The 22,322-nt window shown below is 73.1% G+C and carries 18 protein-coding genes and 1 pseudogene; 11 read left to right on the top strand and 8 right to left on the bottom strand.

Annotated elements, in window-relative coordinates; all coding sequences use genetic code 11:
- The first annotated feature begins 29 nt into the window (after window positions 1-29).
- Entirely contained in the window at window positions 30-398 is a 369-nt protein-coding gene (locus tag ABGB17_RS34245) for an STAS domain-containing protein (RefSeq protein ID WP_347637633.1), read from the top strand.
- A gap of 34 nt (window positions 399-432) precedes the next feature.
- Here the strand turns inward: ABGB17_RS34245 and ABGB17_RS34240 are convergent, their stop codons facing one another.
- Window positions 433-1,149 carry a GAF and ANTAR domain-containing protein gene (locus tag ABGB17_RS34240; RefSeq protein WP_347637631.1) on the bottom strand — a complete coding sequence of 239 codons (717 nt, stop codon included), beginning with the start codon at window positions 1,147-1,149 and terminating at the stop codon, window positions 433-435.
- Between the two features lie 145 nt (window positions 1,150-1,294).
- Between ABGB17_RS34240 and ABGB17_RS34235 the strand changes: the two genes are divergently transcribed.
- Together ABGB17_RS34235 and ABGB17_RS34230 are read left to right on the top strand one after the other, a co-directional pair.
- Window positions 1,295-3,181, top strand: a complete 1,887-nt coding sequence (locus ABGB17_RS34235; protein WP_347637629.1) for a SpoIIE family protein phosphatase — start codon at window positions 1,295-1,297, stop codon at window positions 3,179-3,181.
- Between the two features lie 154 nt (window positions 3,182-3,335).
- Window positions 3,336-4,520 (top strand): glycosyltransferase, encoded by a 1,185-nt coding sequence (locus ABGB17_RS34230; RefSeq protein ID WP_347637627.1) that lies wholly within the window; start codon window positions 3,336-3,338, stop codon window positions 4,518-4,520.
- An 82-nt stretch (window positions 4,521-4,602) separates the two neighbouring features.
- On the opposite strand, the gene sthA is transcribed toward ABGB17_RS34230, so the two are convergent.
- A complete protein-coding gene (sthA, locus tag ABGB17_RS34225) occupies window positions 4,603-6,006 on the bottom strand; it encodes a Si-specific NAD(P)(+) transhydrogenase (protein ID WP_347637625.1) in 1,404 nt (467 codons plus the stop codon).
- Between the two features lie 172 nt (window positions 6,007-6,178).
- On the opposite strand from sthA, the gene ABGB17_RS34220 reads away from it, so the two are divergent.
- Window positions 6,179-7,252 (top strand): glycoside hydrolase family 16 protein, encoded by a 1,074-nt coding sequence (locus tag ABGB17_RS34220; RefSeq protein ID WP_347637623.1) that lies wholly within the window; start codon window positions 6,179-6,181, stop codon window positions 7,250-7,252.
- A 69-nt stretch (window positions 7,253-7,321) separates the two neighbouring features.
- Here the strand turns inward: ABGB17_RS34220 and ABGB17_RS34215 are convergent, their stop codons facing one another.
- Window positions 7,322-8,395, bottom strand: a complete 1,074-nt coding sequence (locus ABGB17_RS34215) for a helix-turn-helix domain-containing protein (RefSeq protein ID WP_347637621.1) — start codon at window positions 8,393-8,395, stop codon at window positions 7,322-7,324.
- Between the two features lie 94 nt (window positions 8,396-8,489).
- Here ABGB17_RS34215 and ABGB17_RS34210 point away from each other — a divergent pair, with 94 nt between their 5' ends.
- Together ABGB17_RS34210 and pruA are read left to right on the top strand one after the other, a co-directional pair.
- Window positions 8,490-9,407 (top strand): proline dehydrogenase family protein, encoded by a 918-nt coding sequence (locus tag ABGB17_RS34210; RefSeq protein WP_347637619.1) that lies wholly within the window; start codon window positions 8,490-8,492, stop codon window positions 9,405-9,407.
- Between the two features lie 23 nt (window positions 9,408-9,430).
- Window positions 9,431-11,068: an L-glutamate gamma-semialdehyde dehydrogenase gene (pruA, locus tag ABGB17_RS34205; protein ID WP_347637617.1), complete on the top strand. Its 1,638-nt coding sequence runs from the start codon at window positions 9,431-9,433 to the stop codon at window positions 11,066-11,068.
- An 11-nt stretch (window positions 11,069-11,079) separates the two neighbouring features.
- On the opposite strand, the gene ABGB17_RS34200 is transcribed toward pruA, so the two are convergent.
- Both ABGB17_RS34200 and ABGB17_RS34195 read right to left on the bottom strand, forming a co-directional pair.
- Window positions 11,080-12,804, bottom strand: coding sequence for a thiamine pyrophosphate-binding protein (locus tag ABGB17_RS34200; protein ID WP_347637615.1), 1,725 nt, complete (start codon window positions 12,802-12,804; stop codon window positions 11,080-11,082).
- A complete protein-coding gene (locus ABGB17_RS34195; RefSeq protein ID WP_347637613.1) occupies window positions 12,801-13,574 on the bottom strand; it encodes a cyclase family protein in 774 nt (257 codons plus the stop codon). The genes ABGB17_RS34200 and ABGB17_RS34195 overlap by 4 nt, the downstream gene beginning before the upstream one ends.
- Window positions 13,575-13,786: 212 nt before the next feature.
- On the opposite strand from ABGB17_RS34195, the gene dhaK reads away from it, so the two are divergent.
- From dhaK to dhaM, 3 genes are read left to right on the top strand one after another with little or no spacing between them, the layout of a single operon-like run.
- Window positions 13,787-14,782, top strand: a complete 996-nt coding sequence (gene dhaK, locus ABGB17_RS34190; protein WP_347637611.1) for a dihydroxyacetone kinase subunit DhaK — start codon at window positions 13,787-13,789, stop codon at window positions 14,780-14,782.
- Window positions 14,783-14,788: 6 nt separating this feature from the next.
- Complete coding sequence (gene dhaL, locus ABGB17_RS34185; RefSeq protein WP_347637609.1) at window positions 14,789-15,448, top strand: dihydroxyacetone kinase subunit DhaL; 660 nt, start codon at window positions 14,789-14,791, stop codon at window positions 15,446-15,448.
- A complete protein-coding gene (gene dhaM / locus ABGB17_RS34180) occupies window positions 15,445-15,822 on the top strand; it encodes a dihydroxyacetone kinase phosphoryl donor subunit DhaM (RefSeq protein WP_347637607.1) in 378 nt (125 codons plus the stop codon). Before dhaL ends, dhaM begins: the two co-directional genes overlap by 4 nt.
- A gap of 170 nt (window positions 15,823-15,992) precedes the next feature.
- Here dhaM and ABGB17_RS34175 read toward each other — a convergent pair whose 3' ends face one another.
- On the bottom strand, window positions 15,993-16,601 hold the full coding sequence (locus tag ABGB17_RS34175; RefSeq protein WP_347637689.1) for a pyridoxamine 5'-phosphate oxidase family protein: 609 nt from the start codon (window positions 16,599-16,601) through the stop codon (window positions 15,993-15,995).
- 132 nt (window positions 16,602-16,733) lie between these two features.
- A complete protein-coding gene (locus ABGB17_RS34170; RefSeq protein ID WP_347637605.1) occupies window positions 16,734-16,988 on the bottom strand; it encodes a Smr/MutS family protein in 255 nt (84 codons plus the stop codon).
- A 360-nt stretch (window positions 16,989-17,348) separates the two neighbouring features.
- On the opposite strand from ABGB17_RS34170, the gene ABGB17_RS34165 reads away from it, so the two are divergent.
- Both ABGB17_RS34165 and ABGB17_RS34160 read left to right on the top strand, forming a co-directional pair.
- Window positions 17,349-20,657 carry a S8 family serine peptidase gene (locus tag ABGB17_RS34165; protein WP_347637603.1) on the top strand — a complete coding sequence of 1,103 codons (3,309 nt, stop codon included), beginning with the start codon at window positions 17,349-17,351 and terminating at the stop codon, window positions 20,655-20,657.
- Between the two features lie 145 nt (window positions 20,658-20,802).
- A complete protein-coding gene (locus tag ABGB17_RS34160) occupies window positions 20,803-21,309 on the top strand; it encodes a GNAT family N-acetyltransferase (RefSeq protein ID WP_347637601.1) in 507 nt (168 codons plus the stop codon).
- On the opposite strand, the pseudogene ABGB17_RS34155 reads toward ABGB17_RS34160, so the two are convergent.
- Window positions 21,306-22,322 (bottom strand): annotated as a pseudogene (locus ABGB17_RS34155) (hypothetical protein); the annotation flags it as partial. The gene ABGB17_RS34160 and the pseudogene ABGB17_RS34155 overlap by 4 nt on opposite strands.

Genomic DNA, 22,322 nt, shown 5'->3' with positions numbered 1-22,322 from the left:
GCCAGAGCGAAGCGGCGAGGAGGCGCGTGGTGACCGTTCCAGATAGGGCGGGTGCGGCCCTGACCCTAGAGTCCAGGGTCGCCGATGGAGTGCCCGTGGTCGCCGTGAACGGCGTCCTCGACGCGACGACGCGCACGCAGTTCACCGACAGGCTGGCCGGGATCACCGACGAACACGGGCCCGACCTGGTGCTGGACCTGTCCGGCGTCACGTTCATGGACTCGCGGGCCCTCGGCCTGATCGTGCACCACTGGCAGCGCACCAGGGCGGCGGACGGCCACTTCGCCCTGGTCGGCGTGCAGTACTCGAACTCGCGGGTCATGTGGGTCACGGGCCTCGCCCAGCGGCTCCCGCTGTACGACACGCTGGAGGAGGCGCTGGCCGCCTTCCGTGCGTGACGGCCTGAAAGTCACGGATCCGGACCGGCCGGAATCACCCCGTGGGCGCGGCGCCGCCGTGCTTGCTCTGGTGCTCGCTGACCAGCAACCGCGCGAGGTCGGCCACCTTGACCTGGTGGTGCTGGGACAGCCGGCGCAGTTCGTCGAACGCCGCCTCGGCCGAGCAACCGCTCGCGTGCATGATGATGCCCTTGGCCTGGTCGATCACCGAACGGCCGGCGAGCGCTTCCTGGAGCTGCGCGGCGCCGGTGAGCACGTGGTCGTAGTCGCTGATGTTGGCGAGCGCGACGGTGAGGTGCTCGGTGAGCAGCGCCGACAGCGGCCCGGCGGACACCAGCGAGAACGCGCCGGGACGCACGGCGTACAGCCCGAGCAGCAGGACCGCGCCGTCGATGCGGATCGGCAGCACCAACGTGGACCGCACGCCGTGCCGGACGGCGGTGGCGGAGTAGCGTGGCCAGCGGGTGTCGTGCAGCACGTCCTGCACCAGCACGTCGCGCCCGGTCGCGAGCGCCTCGGCCGAGGGTCCCTCGCCGAGGGCCTGCTCGTGGTCGACCAGCGCGATGAGGTCGCTGTGCGAGGCGGCCAGCATGAGCCGCTCCTCGCGCCGCAGCTCGACGGTGCCCCCCGCGCAGCCGGGCACCCCCACCGCGACGGCCGTGGTGATGCCCCGCAGGACACTCTCTATCGAGGTGCCCTCGGTCACACGGCCGAGCGCCGCCAGATCACGGGCGAGCGCCGGACTGAACATCGGCATCGTCTCCATACACGGCTACCGCTTCCCTGGGTTGCCAGGTTAAGTCCACGCGGCGGATGCTCGTCTCTGGGAGGGTGGCCGTTGGCGTACCGTCTAGCGGGGAGCCGCACCCCCTCACGAGCCGTACGAAGGACCCCAATTGACCGACCCGACCGATCTTCCGGCCCTGGAACAGTCGCTGAGCGACCTCACCGACCGCATCGCGTCCCTGCGCGACGCGCGGGCGGCGTATCCGGACGACCCCGGTCCCACCGCGGACGCCGCCCTCGCCGAGCTGGAGCTCGCCCGGGAGCTGCTGCAGTCCGCGCTCGGCGGGTCGCGCCGCCGGTCGAGCGGCAAGGACAGCGGCGCGGGCCGTGAGCTGAAGCTGCTGCGCACGCTGTACCGCGCGCTGCCGGTCCCGATCGCGGTGCTCGACTCGACGGGCACCGTGCGGCGGGTGAACGCCGAGACCTCACGCCTGCTCGGCAGCCCGGACGGCTACCTCACCGGCCGCGCGTTCCCGCTGCTGGTGGACGTCTCCCGCCGGGCCGCGTTCCGCTCCCACCTGACCTCGGTGCTGCACACCGGGGAGCCCGCGGCCTTCCCGACCCGGCTGACCCACCAGGGCCGCGCGCACGACGTGCGGCTGGTGCTCACGCGGCTGCGCATGCCCGGCGAGCGGCAGGAGATGGTGGCCGCGATGGCGCTGCCCATCGAGGTGCGGGTGCCCGACTCGGGCCGCGCGGAGGGTCACGAGCAGGGCCCCGAGGAGTCGGTGGTGGTGGCCGCGGCGCGCCGCAGGGAGCTGATGTCGCAGCTCACGCGCCTGCTGCTGGACGAGGAGAGCCTGAGCGAGCCGGTCGCGCTGATCCGCGCGGGCCGCCTGCTGGCTTCGCACACGGCCGACTGGGTGCTGGCCGACGTGCTGCGTGACGGCGCCGCGCGGCGGTCCCTGGTGATCGGCCCGACCAACCAGCCCACCGGCCGCCTGGTGGGGGCGCTGGAGCGCATGGACCCCACGTCCGCGCCGCTGGTGGCCAGGGCGCTGACCGGCCAGGGCGGCGTGGTGCACGAGATGGTGGAGGACGATTCGCTGCTCGGCGTGCTGCCCGACGGCTCCCCCGTGCTGAACGCCATGCGCGCCGGGTCGATGCTCAGCGTGCCCATCACGGCCGGCGACGAGACGCAGGGCGCGATCACGCTGGTGCGGCTGCGCGACCGCCCGCCGTTCGGCCTCGCCGATCTGGCGCTGATGGAGGACGCCGGCGCCCACATCGGCCTCGCGCTGCGCGCTCAGCGCATCTTCCAGGGCCGGTCGCTCGCGGCGGACACGCTGAGGACCGGGGTGCTCCCCCGCACGGTTCCCGACATCCCCGGTTACGAGACCGCGGCGGCGTACCACGAGGGCGCGGGCCCGCGGGCGGTCGGCGGCGAGTTCTACGACGTGTTCCGCATCAAGAACGGCTGGGGCTTCGCGGTGGGCGGCGTGGTCGGCCAGGGTGACGAGGCCGCGTCGGTGACCGCGATGATCCGCGGCGGCCTGCGGGCGCTGAGCGTCGGCGAGGAGGACCCGGGCGCGGTGGTGGCGCGGCTCAACGACGCCCTGGTGACGCAGGACACCGGCATGTTCGTCATGGTGGCCGCCGGGTTCGTCCCCAGCGGGGGCCGCACCGGGCGGGTGCGGCTGGCGTCGGCCGGCAACCATCCCCCGGCGGTGCTGCGCGGGGACGGCGGGGTGCGGTTCACCGCGGGCGGCGGCATGCCGCTCGGCATCGAGATCGGCGCGGACTTCCCGGTGGAGGAGGTGGCGCTGGCCCAGGGTGAGACGCTGGTGCTGTACTCCGACGGGCTCGCCGGGTCGCGCGGCCGGGCCGGGCAGGCCGAGCTGCCGTACGGCGAGGGGCGCCTCACCGAGGTGCTGGCCCGGTGCGCCGGCCAGTCCGCCTCGGCCGTGATCAAGGCCGTGGACGACGACCATCAGGTCTTCTGCGGGGGGCAGGTGCTGGACGAGACGACGGTGTTCGCCCTGCGCCGCGTCCGCTGACCGAGGTACAGCGATTCCCGAATTTTTTTTCCGCAAAGGGGTTTGCAGCGCCCGGTAGATCGGTACACTGAGTCACGTATTACTCAGTGCCTAAGACGCAGGCACAACTCAGAAGTACATCGGCCCACGAGGCCTGATTCCCCTGAGGTGTGCCGTGAAGATCGCCATCGTTGCGCTGCACGAGCTTCCCGCCGACATCCCGGCCATCGCCCGCGAGTTCCCCGGCGCGCACAAGGTCACCGTCTACACCCGGCGTGACAGTGCCGACCGCAAGCCCCGCGTGAAGGCGTCGAGCAAGGTGACCGTCGAGTACGTCGCCGCCGGTCCCGCCCACCCGGTCGCCGAGCACGACCTGACGCCGCACATCGCCGAGTTCAGCGCCCACCTGGCCGCACGGTGGCGCAAGGACCGCCCGGACGTGGTGCACGCCTGGTCCTGGACCGGTGGCCTCGCCGCCGTCGCCGCCGGCGAGGGCCTCGGCATCCCGCTGGTGCAGAGCTTCCCCACGCTCGGCACCAGCGCGCGCCGCCGGGCGGTCTCCCGCAGCGCCGCCGCCGACCGCGCCACCGCGGCCCGGGTGCGGGTGGAGCGGGCGATCGGCCGCCGCGCCGACGCGGTGGTCGCGACCTGCGCCGCCGAGGCCGCCGAGCTGATCAGGCTCGGGGTGCCGCGCGGCCACATCGTCGTCGTCCCGCACGGCGTGGACGTCGAGCGCTTCCGCCGGCAGGGCCCGGCCGCCCCGCACGGCGAGCGGCACCGCCTGCTGCTGGTCGGCCCGCTGGCTCCCGAGGGCGGCGCCGCCGTCGCGATCCGCGCGCTGGACGCCATCCCCGACGCCGAGCTGGTCGTCGCGGGCGACGGCACCGGTGAGGAGCACATCGAGCGGCTGCGGATCCTGGCCAAGGAGGCCGGGGTCGAGGACCGGGTGACGCTGCTCTCCTCGGTGCCGCCGAACTCGCTGCCGAAGATGATGCGCGGCGCCGACATCGTGCTGTCCCTGCCCGCCACCGCGCCCGAGGGCAAGGTGGTGCTGGAGGCCATGGCCTGCGGCGTCCCGGTCATCGCCACCGCGGTGGGCGCGCACGCCGACTCGGTGGTGGACGGCGTGACCGGCCTGCTGGTCCGCCCCGGCGACCCGGCCCTGCTGGCCCTGCGGGCGCGCCGCCTGCTCGGCGACCTGACCCGCCGCACGGCCATGGGCTTCGCGGGCGCCGACCGTGCCAAGTCCCGCTACTCGCTGGAGCGCATCGCCCGCGAGCTGGTGCGGGTGTACGAGCAGGCCACCGGTCAGGCCCAGCCCATGGACGCCATGGACGGCGAGGAGTCCGAGGCCGCCTGATCCCTGTATACGACGCGAGGCCGCCGGGCCCGGGCCCGGCGGCCTCCGTCATGTCCGGCCCGCGTCACCGGGACGGCCCCGCTCACTCCGCGAAGCGGGCCATCCGGCGGATCTTGTTCATCGCGTCCAGGGCGGCCACCTTGTAGGACTCGGCGAGGGTCGGGTAGTTGAACACCGCGTCCACCAGGTAGTCCACCGTGCCGCCGCAGCCCATGACGGCCTGCCCGATGTGCAGCAGCTCGGTGGCACCGGTGCCGAAGACGTGCACGCCGAGCAGCGCCCGGTCCTCCGGGGACACCAGCAGCTTCAGCATGCCGTAGGTGTCGCCGATGATCTGGCCGCGGGCCAGTTCGCGGTACCGGGACACCCCGACCTCGAACGGGATGTGCGACTGGGTCAGCTCGTCCTCGGTCTTCCCGATGAAGCTGATCTCCGGGATGGTGTAGATGCCGATCGGCTGCTGGTGGGACAGTGCCTTGATCGGCTCGCCGCAGGCGTGGTGACCGGCGATACGGCCCTGCTCCATCGAGGTGGCGGCCAGCGACGGGAAGCCGATGACGTCCCCCACGGCGTAGATGTGGGGCACCGAGGTGCGGTAGTTCTCGTCCACGCCGATGCGGCCGCGCTCGTCGGCGGCCAGCCCAGCCGCCTCCAGACCGAGGCCGTCGGTCATGCCCTGGCGGCCCGCCGAGTACATCACGGTCTCCGCGGGGATCTTCTTGCCGCTTTCCAGGACGGTGACGCAGCCGCGTGCCCGCCGCTCCACGGCGGCGACGGTCTCGCCGAACCGGAAGGTGACCGCGAGGTCCCGCAGGTGGTACTTGAGCGCCTCCACCACTTCGAGGTCGCAGAAGTCGAGCATGCGCTCGCGCCGCTCCACCACCGTGACCTTGGTGCCGAGCGCGGCGAACATGGAGGCGTACTCGATGCCGATGACCCCGGCGCCGACCACCACCATCGAATCCGGCACACGCTCCAGCCGCACCATGCCGTCGGAGTCGATGACCGTGCGGTCGTCGAACTCGACGCTGGCGGGCCGGGCCGGCCGGGTGCCCGTCGCGATGATGATCTTGTCGGCGGTGACCTTGAGCTCCTTGCCGCGCTCGTCCACCACCTCGACGGTGTGCGGGTCGAGGAACCGGCCGAGGCCGGGCAGCACGGTGACCCGGTTGCGTACGAGCTGGCTGCGGATCACGTCGACCTCGCGCCCCACGACGTGCGCGGTGCGGGTGGTGAGGTCGGCGACCGTGATCTCCTCCTTCAGCCGGTAGCTCTGGCCGTACATCTCACGCTGGTTGAGGCCGGTGAGGTAGAGCACCGCCTCGCGCATCGTCTTGGAGGGAATGGTGCCGGTGTTGATGCACACCCCGCCGATCATGTCGCGTCGTTCGACGATCGCCACTCGGCGTTCCAGTTTGGCGGCCGCGATGGCGGCTTTTTGACCCCCGGGCCCGGAGCCCAGGACAAGAACCTCGAAATCGGACACAACGCCAAGTGTGCGGCTAACGACGGAATACGTGAAGCTGTGCGATCGGCCACCGGGTGAACAGCGGTTTTCCTGTCAGGGGCCGAAAGCGGTCATACGAATTCATCGCGGGGCGGAACACCGAATGGTGATAACTCTGTGATCGGGACGCGTCACTTGCTTTCATGGGCGCATGGCGTTTCGTAGCGCACACCTGATCGCCGCGGCGGCGACGACACTGAGCCTGTGCCCCAGCCCTTGGGCCGACGGGCGCGATCCCGGCCGCCCCGCCGACCGGTCGCACGCCAAGGAGGCGGCGCCGCCGACGTACCCGCCGCACGCGCCCCCCGTGTACGGCGGCCCCGGGGAGCGGCCCCCGGCCGGGAGCCGCGACACCCCCGCCGCGCCCGACAAGCCGCCGCCCCCCGTGGGCGGCTGGGTCCCCGGCTCGCCGCCGCTGACCGGGGGCCCCGACCGGTGGCCCACCCCCACGGGACGTCCGGTGTCCCCCGCGCCCCGCCCGCCGTCGCCCGGTCCGTCCGCTCCCCCGGCGCCGTCCGCCCCACCGTCCGGCGGCACGCCGGAGCGCACCGACCCCAAGTGGGGCGACCCGGTCTTCGTGGAGAACTTCGACGGCACCCAGATCGACCGGAGCCGCTGGGAGGTGTACCACTCCCCCGACGCCCGGGTGAACCCGCGCACCTCGCAGGCCACCTCCGTGCACGACGGCACGCTGCACATGATCGGCGGCTTCTACGGCGGCAAGGACCTGTCCGGCGGCGTCGCCAACACGCTGAGCCAGACCTACGGCCGCTACGAGGTCCGCTTCCGCGGCGAGGCCGGCGCCGGGTACTCGCTGGTCGCGCTGCTGTGGGCGAGCGACGACGCCGACGGCTACGCCGAGGTCAACTTCGCGGAGGTCATCGACCCGACCCGGCAGACCAGCGGCCTCTACGTCCACCGGGGCGAGGCGCCGCAGGCACAGAGCCTGATGCGGGCCGACTTCACCAAGTGGCACACCGTGGCCCTCGACTGGCTGCCGGGGCGGCTGGTGTTCTGGCTGGACGGCCGCCAGGTGTGGGAGTACACCGGGCCGCTGGTCCCCGAGCAGCCGATGCAGCTCACCCTGCAGAACGACGTGGTGTGCAACGAGTGGTCGCCGTGCCGCAACGCCTCCACCCCGAAGACGGTGTCCATGTGGGTCGACTGGGTGCGGGTCTTCCGCGCCCCGGGCGGCGCGGGAGGCGGTGGCTCGGCGCTGAGCTGACCGGCCCGGGGCACGGACAGGCACTCGGGCGACCGCGGCACCGGGCCGCCCGGGTCAGGTCCGGCCGGGTCAGGTCCGGCCGGGTCCGCCGAGCAGGGTCGCGGCCTTCAGCGCGAGGTGGAGCGTGAGCCGGTCCTCGCCGTTGGCGAGGTCGAGGCCGGTGAGGCGGCCGGCCTTGGCGAGGCGGTAGTAGAGCGTCTGGCGGTGCACGGCGAGGGCCTCGGCCGTCTCCCTGGCCCGGCCGCCGTGGTCGAGGTACTTCTCGACGGTGCGGGCCAGCTCGGCGTCCAGCGGCTCGGCGGCGCCGGCCAGCTCGGTGAGCTCGGCGGGCGACAGCCGCACCAGCAGGCGGTGCGCGCCGAGCGCGGCCCACTCGGCGACCGGCGCGAACGCGGGCACCCGCTGGGCGGCGCGCAGCGCGAGCGTGGCCTCGCGCCAGCTCCGCCACACCTCGTTCTGGTCGTCGCGGGGCGCGCCGACCCCGGCGGCCGTGCCGTACATCGCCTGGACGGTCTCGGCGACCGCGCGGGCCTGCCCGGCGGGGGCGAGCACCGCGGTGAGCGGGTCACCGGGGTCGGCGAGCACGCCGCGCGGCAGCGTCCACAGCGGCACCACCCGCCCGTAGGCACTGTGCACCGCGATCGCCGCCACCGGAGGCACGAGGTCGAGACCGGACGCGGCCCGCACCTCGGGGTCGGCCGACAGCAGGTCGCGCAGCCGCTCCCCGAGGTCCTGCCGGCTGCGCGCCTCCCGGGCCAGCGCCGCCGCGGCCCGCTCCACCAGCGGCGCGGCCCGCGCCAGCCGCTCGTCGGAAAGCTCCCCGGGGTCCAGCAGCCACAGGTACCCGTACGTCACCCCGCCGTGCCGCAGCGGCACGCAGACCCGCGCCAGCACCCCGAGCCCCCGGTCGGCGGGGATGCGCACCGGACCGGCGGCCGCCGCGATGCCGTACCCCTCGAAGTAGGCCCGCACCTCGTCGGAGGCCCGCCGCCGCAGGATCGAGTCCCGCCGCACCGTGTCGATCTCCCCCTCGATGTCCCCGCTGTGCGCGGCGTACGCCAGCAACTGGAAGGCCCGGTCCTCCAGCGTCGCCGGGGCACCGAGGACGCGCGCGACGTCCTCCACGAGTTCCTGCAGGTCCACGGTTCAATTGTCATACATCTGTATGAACCGGGTAGCCGTTGAGCGTGGCGTCTGTCGATGGATGCCGTTGAACTGCGGATTTAGGCTGGTGAGCATGCTCGGTCAGGTATTTCTCGCGGCGTCGCGCAGCCCGCTGGCCCGCCGCGCGGTCTCCGGCTTCCCGGTCACCCGGCGGGTGGTGGACCGGTTCGTGGCCGGTGAGGACGCCGGGGACGCGCTGGCGGCGGTCCGGCGGCTCACCAGGGCCGGACTCACGGTCACGCTGGACCATCTGGGCGAGGAGACCCGGGACGCCCGGGCCGCCGCCGAGGCGGTCAAGGCGTACATCACGGTGCTGGACGCGCTGCGGCCGCTCGGGCTCGGCACGCGGGCCGAGGTGTCGGTGAAGTTGTCGGCGGTCGGGCAGGTGCTGGACCAGGCGATGGCGCTGGATCACGCCAGGGAGATCTGCGCCGCCGCGCGGGACGCCGGCACCACCGTGACCCTGGACATGGAGGACCACACCACCGTCGACTCCACGCTGTCGGTGCTGCGGGCCCTGCGGGAGGACTTCCCCGCCACCGGCGTGGCCGTGCAGGCGTGCCTGCGGCGCAGCGAGGGCGACCTGCGCGACCTTTCGCACGAGGGTTCGCGGGTGCGGCTGGTGAAAGGCGCCTACGCCGAGCCCGCGAGCGTGGCCTTCCGCCGCAAGCACGAGGTGGACAAGGCGTACGCCCGGTGCCTGCGGGTCCTCATGGAGGGCGCGGGGTACCCGATGATCGCCACGCACGACGACCGGCTGATCGGCGTCACCGAGATGCTCGCCGACCGCACCGGGCGGGGCCGCGACACCTTCGAGTACCAGATGCTGTACGGCATCAGGACCGACAAGCAGCAGGCCCTGGCCCGCGCCGGGTCCACCGTCCGCGTGTACGTGCCCTACGGCGACGACTGGTACGGCTACTTCATGCGCCGCCTGGCCGAACGCCCGGCCAACGTCGCCTTCTTCCTGCGTTCCCTCCGCTCCAAGTGATGTCCGTCCAAGTGAGGTCTGCCATGGATGCCGTAAGCAACGTCCCGGTCCCGGCCAACGAGCCGGTGCGCGGTTACGCCCCCGGCAGCGCCGAGCGGGCCGCCCTGGAGAGCCGCGTCAAGGAGCTGTCCGGCGGCGGGCCCGCCGAGCTGACCATGACCATCGGCGGGGAGCGGCGCATGGCGTCCGGCCCGCTGATCGACGTCGTGCAGCCGCACAACCACGCCCACGTGCTCGGCCGCACCGGCGACGCCTCGGCCGGCGACGTGCGGGCCGCGATCGACGCGGCGCTGGCGGCGGCCCCTTCGTGGCGGGCGCTGCCGTTCGACGAGCGCGCCGCGATCTTCCTGCGGGCCGCCGACCTGCTGTCCGGGCCGTGGCGGGCGACGCTGAACGCCGCCACCATCCTCGGGCAGTCCAAGTCGACCCAGCAGGCGGAGATCGACGCGGCCTGCGAGCTGATCGACTTCCTGCGGTTCAACGTGGCGTTCGCCCGGCGCGTCCTCGCCGAGCAGCCGATCTCGTCGCCCGGCGTGTGGAACCGCATGGAGTACCGCCCCCTTGAGGGCTTCGTGCTGGCGATCACGCCGTTCAACTTCACGGCCATCGCCGCCAACCTCCCGGCGTCCGCCGCGCTGATGGGCAACGTCGTGGTGTGGAAGCCGTCCCCGACGCAGCAGTTCGCCGCGCACCACACGATGCGGCTGCTGGAGGAGGCCGGGCTGCCGCCGGGCGTCATCAACATGGTGACCGGCAACGGCGCCGGGGTGTCGGAGGCCGCGCTGACCCACCCCGACCTCGCGGGGGTGCACTTCACCGGGTCCACGCCGACGTTCCAGCACCTGTGGGGCACGGTCGGCGCCAACATCGCCCGGTACCGGAGCTACCCGCGGCTGGTCGGCGAGACCGGCGGCAAGGACTTCGTGGTCGCCCACTCCTCGGCCGACCCGGCCGTGCTGGTCCCGTCGCTGGTGCGGGGCGCGTTCGAGTACCAGGGCCAGAAGTGCTCGGCGGCGTCCCGTGCGTACGTCCCGCGGTCGCTGTGGGGGCGGATCAAGGACGAACTGGTGGGCACCGCCGAGTCGCTGAGCGTGGGCGACGTGGCGGCCGACCTGTCCATGTTCATGGGCGCGGTGATCGACGCGCGGGCGTTCGCCAAGAACAAGGCGGCCATCGACCGGGCCAGGGCCACCGCCTCGGTCGAGGTGCTCACCGGGTCCTACGACGACTCCACGGGCTACTTCGTGCGGCCCACGGTGCTGACCGGCACCGACCCCGCCGACGAGATCTTCGTCAAGGAGTACTTCGGGCCGGTGCTCGCGGTGCACGTGTACGACGACGACCGCTTCGAGGCCATGCTTGACCAGATGGAGAGCGTGTCGCCGTACGCGCTGACCGGTTCGGTCGTCGCCCGCGACCGGTACGCCATCGAGACGGCGTCCGAGCGGCTGCGCTTCGCCGCGGGCAACTTCTACGTCAACGACAAGCCGACCGGCGCGGTGGTCGGACAGCAGCCGTTCGGCGGCGGCCGGGCCTCGGGCACTAACGACAAGGCCGGATCGATCTACAACCTGATCCGGTGGACCAGCCCACGCGCCATCAAGGAGACCTTCGCCCTCAAGCCGGTCACCGGGCCCTACCGGGGCGACATCCCGCTGTAAGCCCGGCGTCCTCAGTGCCCGCGGAAGGCCTCCTCCAGCCACCAGGAGCCGCGGTCGGCGGTGATCTTGCCGTGGACCAGGAGGGGGCGGTCGCGCGGGCCGGCCAGCCAGGCGGACACCGGACCGAGGTCGCCGGGGTGGGTCACGGTCACGGCGTCGCAGCCGAAGCCGCGGGCGATGGCGGCGAAGTCGGTGGGCGGGAAGCGGACCTGGTCCAGGGGGTGGCCGTGCGGGCCGAAGTGGTGGACCTCGGCGCCGTAGGCCTCGTCGTCGTAGACCACGATCACCATGGGCAGGCCGAGGCGGACGACCGTCTCGAGGTCCGCCATGCCCATCAGCGCGCCGCCGTCGCCGAGGGCAGCGACGGGCAGGCGGTCCGGGCGGGCCAGCGCGGCGCCGATCGCGGTGGCGAGGCCGAGGCCGATCGACTGGAAGGCCTGGGTGAAGCAGAAGCCGTTCTCGTCGGGGACGGACAGGAACGTCGACGGGTAGCCCATGAAGTTGCCCGAGTCCACGGCGAGCACCCGCTCGGCGGGCAGCAGGTCGTCCAGGGCGATGGACAGCGTGCGCGGGTCGATGCGGCCACCGCCGGTGGTGTCGGTGTACGGCACGTCGCGCCAGGCCACCTCCCTGGCGATGCGCCCGGCGAGCTCGGGAGTGCGCCATCGCGGGGTCTCCCCCAGCAGGGCGGCGACGGCACGGGCGGTCGCGGCGGCGTCGCCGGTCACGGCGAGGTCGGCGCGCCGATGGGCGCCGATGGCCGCGGGGTCCAGGTCGACCTGGACGACCGTGGCGGACGGGCCGATGAGGGCGCCGTGCCGGGTGGTCCACATGTTCAGCGCGCAGCCGAAGGAGACCACGACGTCAGCGCCGCGGATCAGCTCGGCGGCGAGCGGTGAGGCGAAGCCGCCGCTGACGTCGAGGTTCCACGGCGACCCGTTGAACAGGCCGCGGGCCACCGCCGAGGTGGCCAGCAGCGCACCCGCGCGGTCCGCCAGCGCCTCGATCTCCCTCCTGGCCCACCGCGCCCCCCGCCCCGCGATGAACACCGGCCGCCGCGCCCCCGCCAGCACCTCCGCCAGCGCCCGCACGGACGCGGCGGACGGTTCGGGAGCAGCAGGCATACCTGCCATGCCGGATATGTCCGGCACGGTGGATGGCCCAAGCGCGCCGCCGGGCACTCCGGACAGGGCCGCTTCCCGGACACCGGACACCCCGGACAGGGCCGCTGCCGTCGCGCCGGGCCGGTCCCCGGCTTCCCTGCCTTGCAGGGCGAGGGGGAGGTTCAGCAGGACGGTGCGGCGTTCGCGGGCGGCCAGGCGGTAGGCGTGGATGGCGTCGGCGACGGCCGTCCCGGCGGACTCCAGGCGGGCGGGGATCGCGCCGACCGCCTCGGCGAGGGCGCTCTGGGCGATGTGGAAGTTGGAGCGGGGCTCGTCCGCCTCGGCGGCCAGCACCAGCAGAGGGGTGCGGCTCTTGGCGGCCTCGGTGATGCCGGTCAGCGCGTTGGTCAGGCCGGGGCCCTGGTGGACGGTGAGCACGCCGACCTCGCCGCTCAGCCGGGCGTAGGCGTCGGCCATGGTGGCGGCGCCGCCCTCGTGCCGGGCGGCGACGAACCTGGCGCCGTGCTCGGCGAGGGCGCCGGTGACGTGGAAGTTGCCGCTGCCGACCAGGCCGAACACCGTGCGGACGCCCAGGCCGGCGAGGGCGGCCCCCACGGCACGTGCGACGATCATCGCTCGACGAGCGCGAGCACCCGGACCGGGCTGCCCGAGCCGCCCACGATGGGCAGCGGCGGCGCCACCACGACGGCGCCCGTGACCGGCAGCCGGTCGAGGTTGCGCAACTGGGTCAGGCCGTACTTGCCCGCGCCGAGCAGGAACGAGTGGCACGGGAACGCCGGGTCGAACGAGTGGGCGGTCCCGGCGTCGGTGCCGACCGTCTCCACGCCGAGCCCCGCGATCGGCGTCTCCTCCGCCAGCCACCTGGCGCACTCCACCGACACGCCAGGCGTGTGCGGCCCGGTCGCGTCGGCGTTGAGGAACTCGGCCTGGTCGTGCGCCCGGGTGTCCCAGCCGGTGCGGTACAGCAGCCAGCCGCCCTCGGGCAGCGGCCCGTGGGTGCTCTCCCACTCCTTGACGTGCTCGATCTGGAGAAGGAAGTCAGGGTCGGCCGCGGCCTCGGCGGCGTGGTCCAGCACGACCGCGGGGGCGACGAGGCGGGCGGGCGGCACCTGGGAGACGTCCTCGCCGTCCCGGCCGGTCACCCAGTGGACCGGCGCGTCGAAGTGGGTGCCGGTGTGCTCGCCGGTGGTGATGTCGTTCCAGTACCACGCCGGGCCGCGGTCGTCGTACCGGCTGATCTCGGTGAGCCGGAACGGCACGGTGTTGCCGAACGGCTCGGGCAGCCTCAGGATCGGCGTCGCCTCGCTCAACGGCGCCGTGAGGTCGATCACCTCGATCGCGCCGCTCCGGATGCCCTGGACGAGATCGCTCAACACCGACATGTGCCCGCCTCCGCTTCGTGGTGACCCGCACAGATCTTCCCGCGCCGGGGGGATTCCCGCCACCATCCGGTGTCACTCCGGCATCATCGGCCCCACCGCGGCCGCATCCGCCCTCTTCCGGACACCGGGGACGGTGACACCCGCCGCGCTTGCGGGACGCGGCGAACGGGGAGAGATTGGCCGAAAGGAGCACTCACCCCGAAGGCGAGGTCATGAAGAAGCTCATCAACGACGCGGACGCCGTCGTCACCGACGCGCTGGCAGGGCTGGCCGTGGCCCACCCCCGCCTGCTCGGCGTCGACCTCGCCACCAGGGTCGTCTACCGCCGCCAGGGCGCCACACCCGGCAAGGTGGGCCTGGTGTCCGGGGGCGGCTCGGGGCACGAGCCGCTGCACGCCGGGTTCGTGGGGTACGGCATGCTGGGCGCCGCCTGCCCCGGCGAGATCTTCACCTCCCCGGTGCCCGACCAGATCATCGAGGCGACCAACCGGGCGGACGGCGGCGCCGGGGTGCTGCACGTCGTGAAGAACTACACCGGCGACGTGCTGAACTTCGAGATGGCCGCCGAGCTGTGCGCCGAGGACGGCATCGAGGTGGCCACCGTGCTCGTCAACGACGACGTGGCCGTCAAGGACTCGCTGTACACGGCCGGGCGGCGCGGCACCGGCGCCACGGTGTTCGTGGAGAAGATCGCGGGCGCGCTCGCCGAGTGGGGCGCGTCGCTCGGCGAGGTCGCCCGGCTCGCGGGCCAGGTCAACACGCGCAGCCGGTCGTTCGGCGTGGCGCTGGCGGCGTGCACGGTGCCCGCGGCGGGCAAGCCGACGTTCGACCTCGGCGAGTCGGAGATCGAGCTCGGCATCGGCATCCACGGCGAGCCCGGCCGCAGCCGCGTGCCCGCCGCGCCGATGCGCGAGGTGGTGCGGACCGCCATGGACGCGCTGCACGAGGACATGCCGCTGTCCGGCGAGGTGCTGGTGATGGTGAACGGCATGGGCGGCACGCCGCTCATCGAGCTGTACGGCGTGTTCGGCGAGGTCGCCGAGTACCTGGCGCGCAAGGGCGCCACACCCGAGCGCAGCCTGGTCGGCAACTACGTGACCAGCCTGGACATGCAGGGCTTCTCGGTGACGGCGTGCCTGCTCACCGACGACCTCAAACGGCTCTGGGACGCGCCGGTGGAGACCGCCGCGCTGCGCTGGGGCCGCTGACCGCCCATGGACGCCCGCTTCTTCGCCGCCTGGATGACCGAGACGGCCCACGCCGTCGCCGCCGCCCGCGACGAGCTGACCCGGCTGGACGCCGCGATCGGTGACGCCGACCACGGCACCAACCTCGACCGCGGCTTCACCGCCGTCACCGAGTCGCCGCCCGCCGCCGCCACCCCCCGCGAGGTGCTCACCGCGGCGGGCACCACCCTGATCCGCAAGGTCGGCGGCGCGTCCGGCCCCCTGTACGGCACCGCGCTGCGCCGCATGGGCGCCGCGCTGCCCGACACGCCCGAGGTCTCCCTCGCCGACCTGGCGGAGGCGCTGACCGCCGGGGTGGACGGCGTGCGCCGGCTCGGCGGCGCCGCCGAGGGCGACAAGACCATGGTGGACGCCCTGGCCCCCGCCGCGCGGGCCCTCACCGAGGCCGTACGGGCCGGCGCGAGTCCCGAGGCGGCACTGGACGCGGCGATGTCCGCCGCCGAGGCGGGTGCCAAGGCGACCGTCCCCCTGCGGGCCAGGAAGGGCAGAGCCAGCTACCTCGGCGAACGCAGCGTGGGCCACATGGACCCCGGCGCCGCCTCGACGTCCCTGCTGCTGGCGGCCCTGCGCGCGGCCTGCGGCCCCGGCTCGCCAGGAGCCGGCTCAGGCCCGGCGGGCCCGGCATGACGGTCGGCATCGTGCTGATCTCGCACAGCGCGGAGCTGGCGGACGCGGCGGTGGCGATGGCCGCGCGGTTCGGCGGCCCCGATGTGCCGCTCGCCGCCGCGGGCGGCACCGACGACGGCCGGCTCGGCACCAGCGTGGACAAGATCGCCGCCGCCGTCCGCGCCGTGGACCGCGGCGCCGGCGTCCTGCTCATCCCCGACCTCGGCAGCGCCGTCCTCACCGCCCGGGTCCTGGAGGAACCCGGCACCGTGGTGGTCGCCGACGTCCCGTTCGTCGAGGGCGCCGTCAGCGCGGCCGTCATCGCCGCCACCGGCGCCGACCTGACGGAGGTGCTCGCCGCCGCCGAGGACACCCGGACGCGGTCCAAGTTCTGACCCCGGCCCCGCGGGGTGACCCGGTGTGCCCGGCCGGCCGGGCGTTACCATAAGGAGGAGGAAGCGATCGAACGCCTGAACGCCTTCGACCCGCGGGTGCCGCGCAGCGGCCGGCACCGCAGAGGCGGGTGCTGCGCACGGCCGACCGCTTCCTCGCCTTGTGTCCCGGGTCAGTCGCCCGGCAGCGGCAGGCGCTCCGGCTGGGCGTAGAGCTGCTTGGCGTAGTCGGGGCCGTAGTAGCGCTCCAGCTCGGCCAGCGACTCCGTGGTCTGCGCCAGGCTCTTGAGGATCTGCGCGTGGGACGGCAGCGCGTCGGGCTCCCAGGTCTCGGGCGCCCAGAGGCCGGAACGCATGAACGCCTTGGCGCAGTGGAAGAAGATCTGCTCGATCTCCACGACCAGCGCCAGGCGGGGACGGTGGTTCTTCACGATCATGCGGTCGAAGAACGGGGCGTCGCGGACCAGGCGCGCGCGGCCGTTGACGCGCAGGGTCTCGGTGCGGCCGGGGATCAGGTAGATCAGCCCGACGTGCGGGTTCTCCAGGATGTTGAAGAAGCCGTCCGCGCGGCGGTTGCCGGGGCGGTCCGGGATGGCGATGGTGGTGTCGTCGAGCACCAGGGTGAAGCCCGGCGGGTCGCCCTTCGGGGAGACGTCACAGGTGCCGTCGGCCGCGGCGGTGGCGATGAGGCAGAAGGGGGACAGCGACAGCCATTCCTTGTCGCGCTCGTGCAGCGCGACGCGCTCCTTGGTGACCGCACGGGGGACGGGGGCGCCGATCATCTCGCGCAGCTCGGCCTGACAGGTGATCTCGGCGATCTCGGGGGTGACGGTCACTGCACGTCTCCTCGGCTAGGGGCGAGAAACTGTCAACAATCCTAACCGGGGCCCTCTGGACGGCAGCGGCCGCCGTGGTCACTTCCAGCGGAAATAGACGAACAGGCGGCCGTGGTTCTTGGCGTCCTTGTCGATGCGGTGGTACAGGGCCTTGATCTCCTTCTGGTCCAGGAAGCGCAGGACCTTCTTCTTCAACTGGCCCGAGCCCTTGCCGGGGATGATCTCGACCTCGGTGGCCTTGACCCGGACGGCCTCCTGGATGATCCCGTGGAGGGCGCGGTCGATCTGGCCGCCCTTGTTGTAGATGTCGTGGAGATCGAGCTTCAGCTTCACGCGGCCGATTGTACGCACCTCCGGATTTGGAACGTTCTCCTAACTGCGCCGACGACACCGATTTACCGGAAAGGGTCCATTTTTAGTCACATATTGCCGCAGTTCCGTCCTTGTCTTGATCTAGGCGGCAGGTGGCATCGCATCTAGACTCCCTCACGTGCCGGGTCGCCTTGGAGAGGGCTGCTCGGCGCAGTGTCGCCCGACGGGGAGGGCGGGGTCCACTCCTGTGCCCGTCGACGGGTGACGCGACTCCTCCATGCCCTGGCGGCGGCGAGTCCCAGCGGCTCTCCAGGAGGTGTCGTGCCAAGCAAGCCCTTGCCCACCCTGTTATCCCGAACGCGCCGCGTGGCGGCGGTGGGCGTGAGTCTCGCGGTCGTCGGCGTGATGAGCCCGGCCGTACCGGCGTCCGCGGAACCGACCCCGGGTCCCGCGACCGCCTCGACCAGCAAGTGGAAGGCGACCCCGCTCAGCGTGGCCGACGTCGTCCAGGGGGCCAAGTCCCCGAGCGGCAAGCTCGCGAAGAGCGACACGGCTTTGTTCAAGGCCACCTCGGCCAACCCGGTGAACGTCGTGGTCAAGCTCGACTACGACTCCCTCGCCGGATACAAGGGCGGCCTGGACGGCCTCGCACCCACCAGCCCCCAGGCGACCGGCAAGAACCTCGACCTCAAGAGCACCGCCGCCAAGGAGTACACCAAGTACATCGAAGGCGTCGAGAGCAAGTTCCTCGGCGAGCTGGGCAAGCGGGTGCCCGGCGCGCGGGTGGGCCAGAAGCTGCGCACCGTCTTCGGCGGCGTCGCGGTGCGGCTGCCCGCCAACAAGGCGGCCGAGCTGCTGAAGATGCCCGGTGTGGCCGCGGTGCAGGAGGACAAGCTCCAGAAGCCGCTCACCGACTCCAGCGGAGACTTCATCGGCGCTCCCGCCATCTACAGCAAGCTCGGCGGCAAGGCCAACTCCGGCAAGGGCATCATCTTCGGCAGCTTGGACTCCGGCGCCTGGCCCGAGCACCCGTCGTTCGCCGACCCGGGCGGCCTGCCCGCGGTCCCGCCGACCAAGGACGGCACGCCCCGCGTCTGCGACTTCGGCGACAACCCGCTGACGCCGGCCGCCGACGTCTTCGTCTGCAACCGCAAGCTCATCGGCGGCGCGCCGTTCCTCGACACCTACAACGCCGTGTTCGGCGGCGAGGTGTACCCCGACAGCGCACGTGACTCCAACGGCCACGGCACGCACACCGCGAGCACCGCGGCGGGCGGGCCGGTGGCCAACGCCAACCCGCTCGGCATCGACCGCGGCCCCATCGCCGGCATCGCGCCGGCCGCGATGGTCTCGGTGTACAAGGTCTGCGGCGCCGAGGGCTGCTTCCCGTCCGACTCCGCGGCGGCCGTCGCCCGGGCCATCCTGGACGGCGTCCGGGTGATCAACTTCTCGATCTCCGGCGGCAGCGACCCCTACAGCGACCCGGTCGAGCTGGCGTTCCTCGACGCCTACGCGGCCGGCGTGTTCGTCTCGGCCTCCGCCGGCAACTCCGGCCCCGGCGCGGCGACCACCGACCACCACAGCCCGTGGGTCACCACCGTCGCGGCCTCCACCCAGAGCCGCACGTTCCGCTCCACGGTGACGCTCGCCGGCAGCGGCGGCGCCACGGCCACCGTGTCCGGCGCCACCATCACCGCGGGCGTCGCCTCGCCGCTGCCGATCGTGTCGGCCGCGGCGGCGCCGTACAACGACGCGCTGTGCCTCACCCCGGCACCGCCCGGCCTGTTCACCGGCAAGATCGTCGCCTGCCAGCGCGGCCCGAACCGCGTGCTGAAGGGCTTCTCGGTCAAGCAGGGCGGCGCGGCCGGCATGATCCTGTACAACTCCACGCCGCTCGACATCATGACCGACAACCACTGGCTGCCGACGGTGCACATCGACCAGCCGGACAGCACCACCCTGCTGAACTTCCTCGCCGCCAACCCGGGCGCCACCGCGAAGTTCCCCCAGGGCACCAAGACGACGTGGCAGGGCGACGTCATCACCTCGTTCTCCTCGCGCGGCCCCGCCGGCGACTTCCTCAAGCCGGACGTCACCGCGCCGGGCCTGCACATCCTCGCTGGCACCACCCCGACGCCGGAGTCCCCGGTCGAAGGCCCGCCGGGGAACCTCTACCAGGCGATCGCGGGCACCTCGATGTCCGCGCCGCACGTCGCCGGCGCCGGCGCCCTGCTGTTCGCCCTGCACCCGGACTGGACGCCGGGCCAGGTCAAGTCGGCGCTGGAGACCACCGCCAAGAACACCGGCGTCAAGAAGCAGGACCGGGTCACCCCGGCCGACCCGTTCGACCACGGCGGCGGCCGCATCGACCTCACCAAGGCGGGCGACCCCGGCCTGACGCTGGACGAGACCGCCGCCAACTACGCGGCCTCGGCGGCCGACCCGCTGAACCGCATCGACCTGAACGTGCCGTCGGTGAACGCGCCGGTCATGCCGGGCATCATCACCGCCAAGCGCAAGGTCAAGAACGTCACCGACAAGACGCTCACCTACACCGCCACGGGCAAGGCGCCGAGCGGGGCCAACGTCACGGTGCTGCCTCCGCTGTTCACCGTGAAGCCCGGCAAGACCGTCGAGCTCACCGTGGCGATCACCGCGCCGGAACTGCCCGACGGGCAGTACTTCGGGCAGGTGGACCTCAAGCAGATCGGCGGCAGCCGCGACCTGCACCTGCCGGTCGCGTTCTTCCGGAAGGAGGGCGTGGTGCCGGTCGACCAGACCTGCGCCCCGGCCACCATCCCCAAGAACACCGGTGAGTCGACCTGCACCGTCACCGTTCAGAACTCCACGCTGAACGACACCAAGGTGACCGCGCTGTCCACCCTGGACAGCAAGCTGCGCCTCAACAGCGTCACCGGGGCCACCAAGGTCGGCACGCAGATCGCGACCGTCACCGCCGACCTGCCCGGCCGCGAGCCGGACCGGCCGGAGATCAACCCTGGCACCGGCCCGGCGGGCTACCTGCCGCTGGACGCGTTCGGCATCACCCCGGCGGCCATCGGGGACGAGCAGGCGCTCAACTTCAACGTCCCCGGTTACGTGTACGCGGGCCAGACGTACAACCGGATCGGCGTCACCTCCAACGGCTACTCGGTCGTGGGCGGGACGACGAGCTCGGCGGACGTCGACTACCTCCCGCAGACGCTGCCGGACGCGACGCCGCCGAACAACACGCTCGCGGCGTACTGGACCGACCTGGACGGCACCGGGACACCCGGCATCTACGCGGCGACGCTGACCGACGGCGTCGACACGTGGCTCGTCCTGGAGTGGCGGGTGAACCTGTGGGGCACCAGCAACCTGAAGGTCTTCCAGCAGTGGATCGGCGTCAACGGCGCCGAGGACATCACCTACGCCTACGACCCGGGCAACCTCCCCGGCGACCCCGGCGCCGCCTACGGCCTGACCGTCGGCGCCGAGAACGCCGAGGGCTCGGCCGGTGACCAGATCAGCGGCCCGCCGGTCGAGGACTACCGCGTCACCAGCACCCCCGGCGCCCCCGGCGGCACCCTCACCTACACCATGAAGGTGAAGGGCGTCTCCACCGGCGTCGGCTCCGTCACCACCGCCACGTCCACGGACCAGGTGAAGGGCATCACCCTGGAAGTGGACAAGATCACCGTCCAGTGAGTCACCTCCCGGGCCGGTGAGCCACCGGCCCGGGAGTGACCGGCGTGACGGGAACGGGTCCCGCGGAGTCATTCCGCGGGACCCGTTCTCCGTTTCAGCCACGACTGGTTCGTCCGGTACCACCCGCCCGGTAAGGTACCGAGCCGTGTCGTTGTGGTTCAGACGTGCCGGTGAGGGGGACGCCGAGGCGCTGGTCGCCCTGCGCGACCAGGCCGCGCGCTGGCAGTCCGCCCGGGGGGTCGCGCAGTGGCGGCCCGGCGACATGGGGGCGGACCACTTCCGTGAGCGGATGCGGCTCGGGGAGGTGTGGCTGGCGCTCACCGGGCAGGATGTGCCGGTCGGTGCCTGGGAACTGTGGTGGGACGACCCCCTGACGTGGGGCCCTCAGCCACCGTCCGCCGGCTACATCCACCGCCTCATGATCGACCGCTCGTCCGCTCCCCCGGGCTCGGGGCGGGTCCTGCTCGCCGCCGCGGAGAGACGCATCACCGAATCGGGGAGACCTCTGGCCCGCCTCGACTGCGCCGCGGGCAACCCCCGCCTGCGGCGGTACTACATCGACGCCGGCTACACCGAGGTCGGCGAGCAACCGTTGTCCCTGGGCTCCCGGTACCCGGTCACACTTTTCGAGAAACGGCTGCCCGACGCCTAGCCGGAGGCCGGGAGCGGCGACGGCACGGTGGGCCCGGCCGTCGTGACCCCCGGGCCCGGGGTGTCCGTGACCGACGGGCTCGGCGTCGGGGTGTCCGTCGGCGTGGGGGTGTCCGTCGGCGTGGGGGTGTCCGTCGGCGTGGGGGTGTCCGTGGGGGTCGGCGTGTCCGTGGGGGTCGGGGAGTCCTGCGGCGACGGCGAGGTCACCTGACCGCAGCCCTGCCCGGTGGCGGGGTCCGTGGCGGCGTCACCGCTCGGCGTCACATCCGGGGCCAGGGTCACGTCCGGGGCCGGCGTCGCTCCCGGGCCAGGGACCGCTCCAGGGGTGCCGTCCGCTGTGGGGAGGCTTCCAGGAGACGGGGCGGGCGCGGGGACGGGCGGCGGGAGGCAGGCGGGCGGCAGGACCAGAAGCCGCGCCGGGTGCTTGAGAGGAGGACGCGGCGGCGCCGGGACCACGACGCACTGCTGCGGGACGACCACCCCCGCCCGCGTGATGCGGAGCGACTGGAGTCTGCTGTCCAGCGTCCCGGTCTGCAGTGAACCGCCGAAGAACCCGTAAGCCAGGGCGTACTCGCGATCGTCCCCCGTCAGCGCGTACACGGCCCGCACCGTCGTCCCCGCCGTCTCCATCCGCCGCCACAACGCCGCCGACGCCGACGTCAGGAAGATCCCCGCGCCGTGCGCCACCGCCGGGAACGGGCTCACCAGCAACTCCGGCCACGCCGCCTCCAGCAACGCCGCGTTCCGAGGCCGCCGCAGATCGAGGATGCGCGTCGTCTGCGTCAGCACGTCCCCCGCCCGCGTCTCGGTCACCACACTGAGCTGCCGCGGCGCCATGTCCTCGTCGAACCGCAACGCGTACGACACCGTCAACGTCCCCTCCCACCCCGCCTTGAGCCCCAGCAGCGCCGGCCCGTTCCCACTGGACCCCGCCGCCACCCTCCCCCGCCACGCCCGCGCCACCGACACCCCGCCCCCGGGGTACACCGTCAGCACCGCCGCCGTACTGGCCTC

Source organism: Sphaerisporangium sp. B11E5 (genome assembly GCF_039871875.1).
In the GTDB taxonomy this organism is placed as follows: Bacteria; Actinomycetota; Actinomycetes; order Streptosporangiales; family Streptosporangiaceae; genus Sphaerisporangium.
This window is presented reverse-complemented; position numbering and strand designations above follow the sequence as displayed.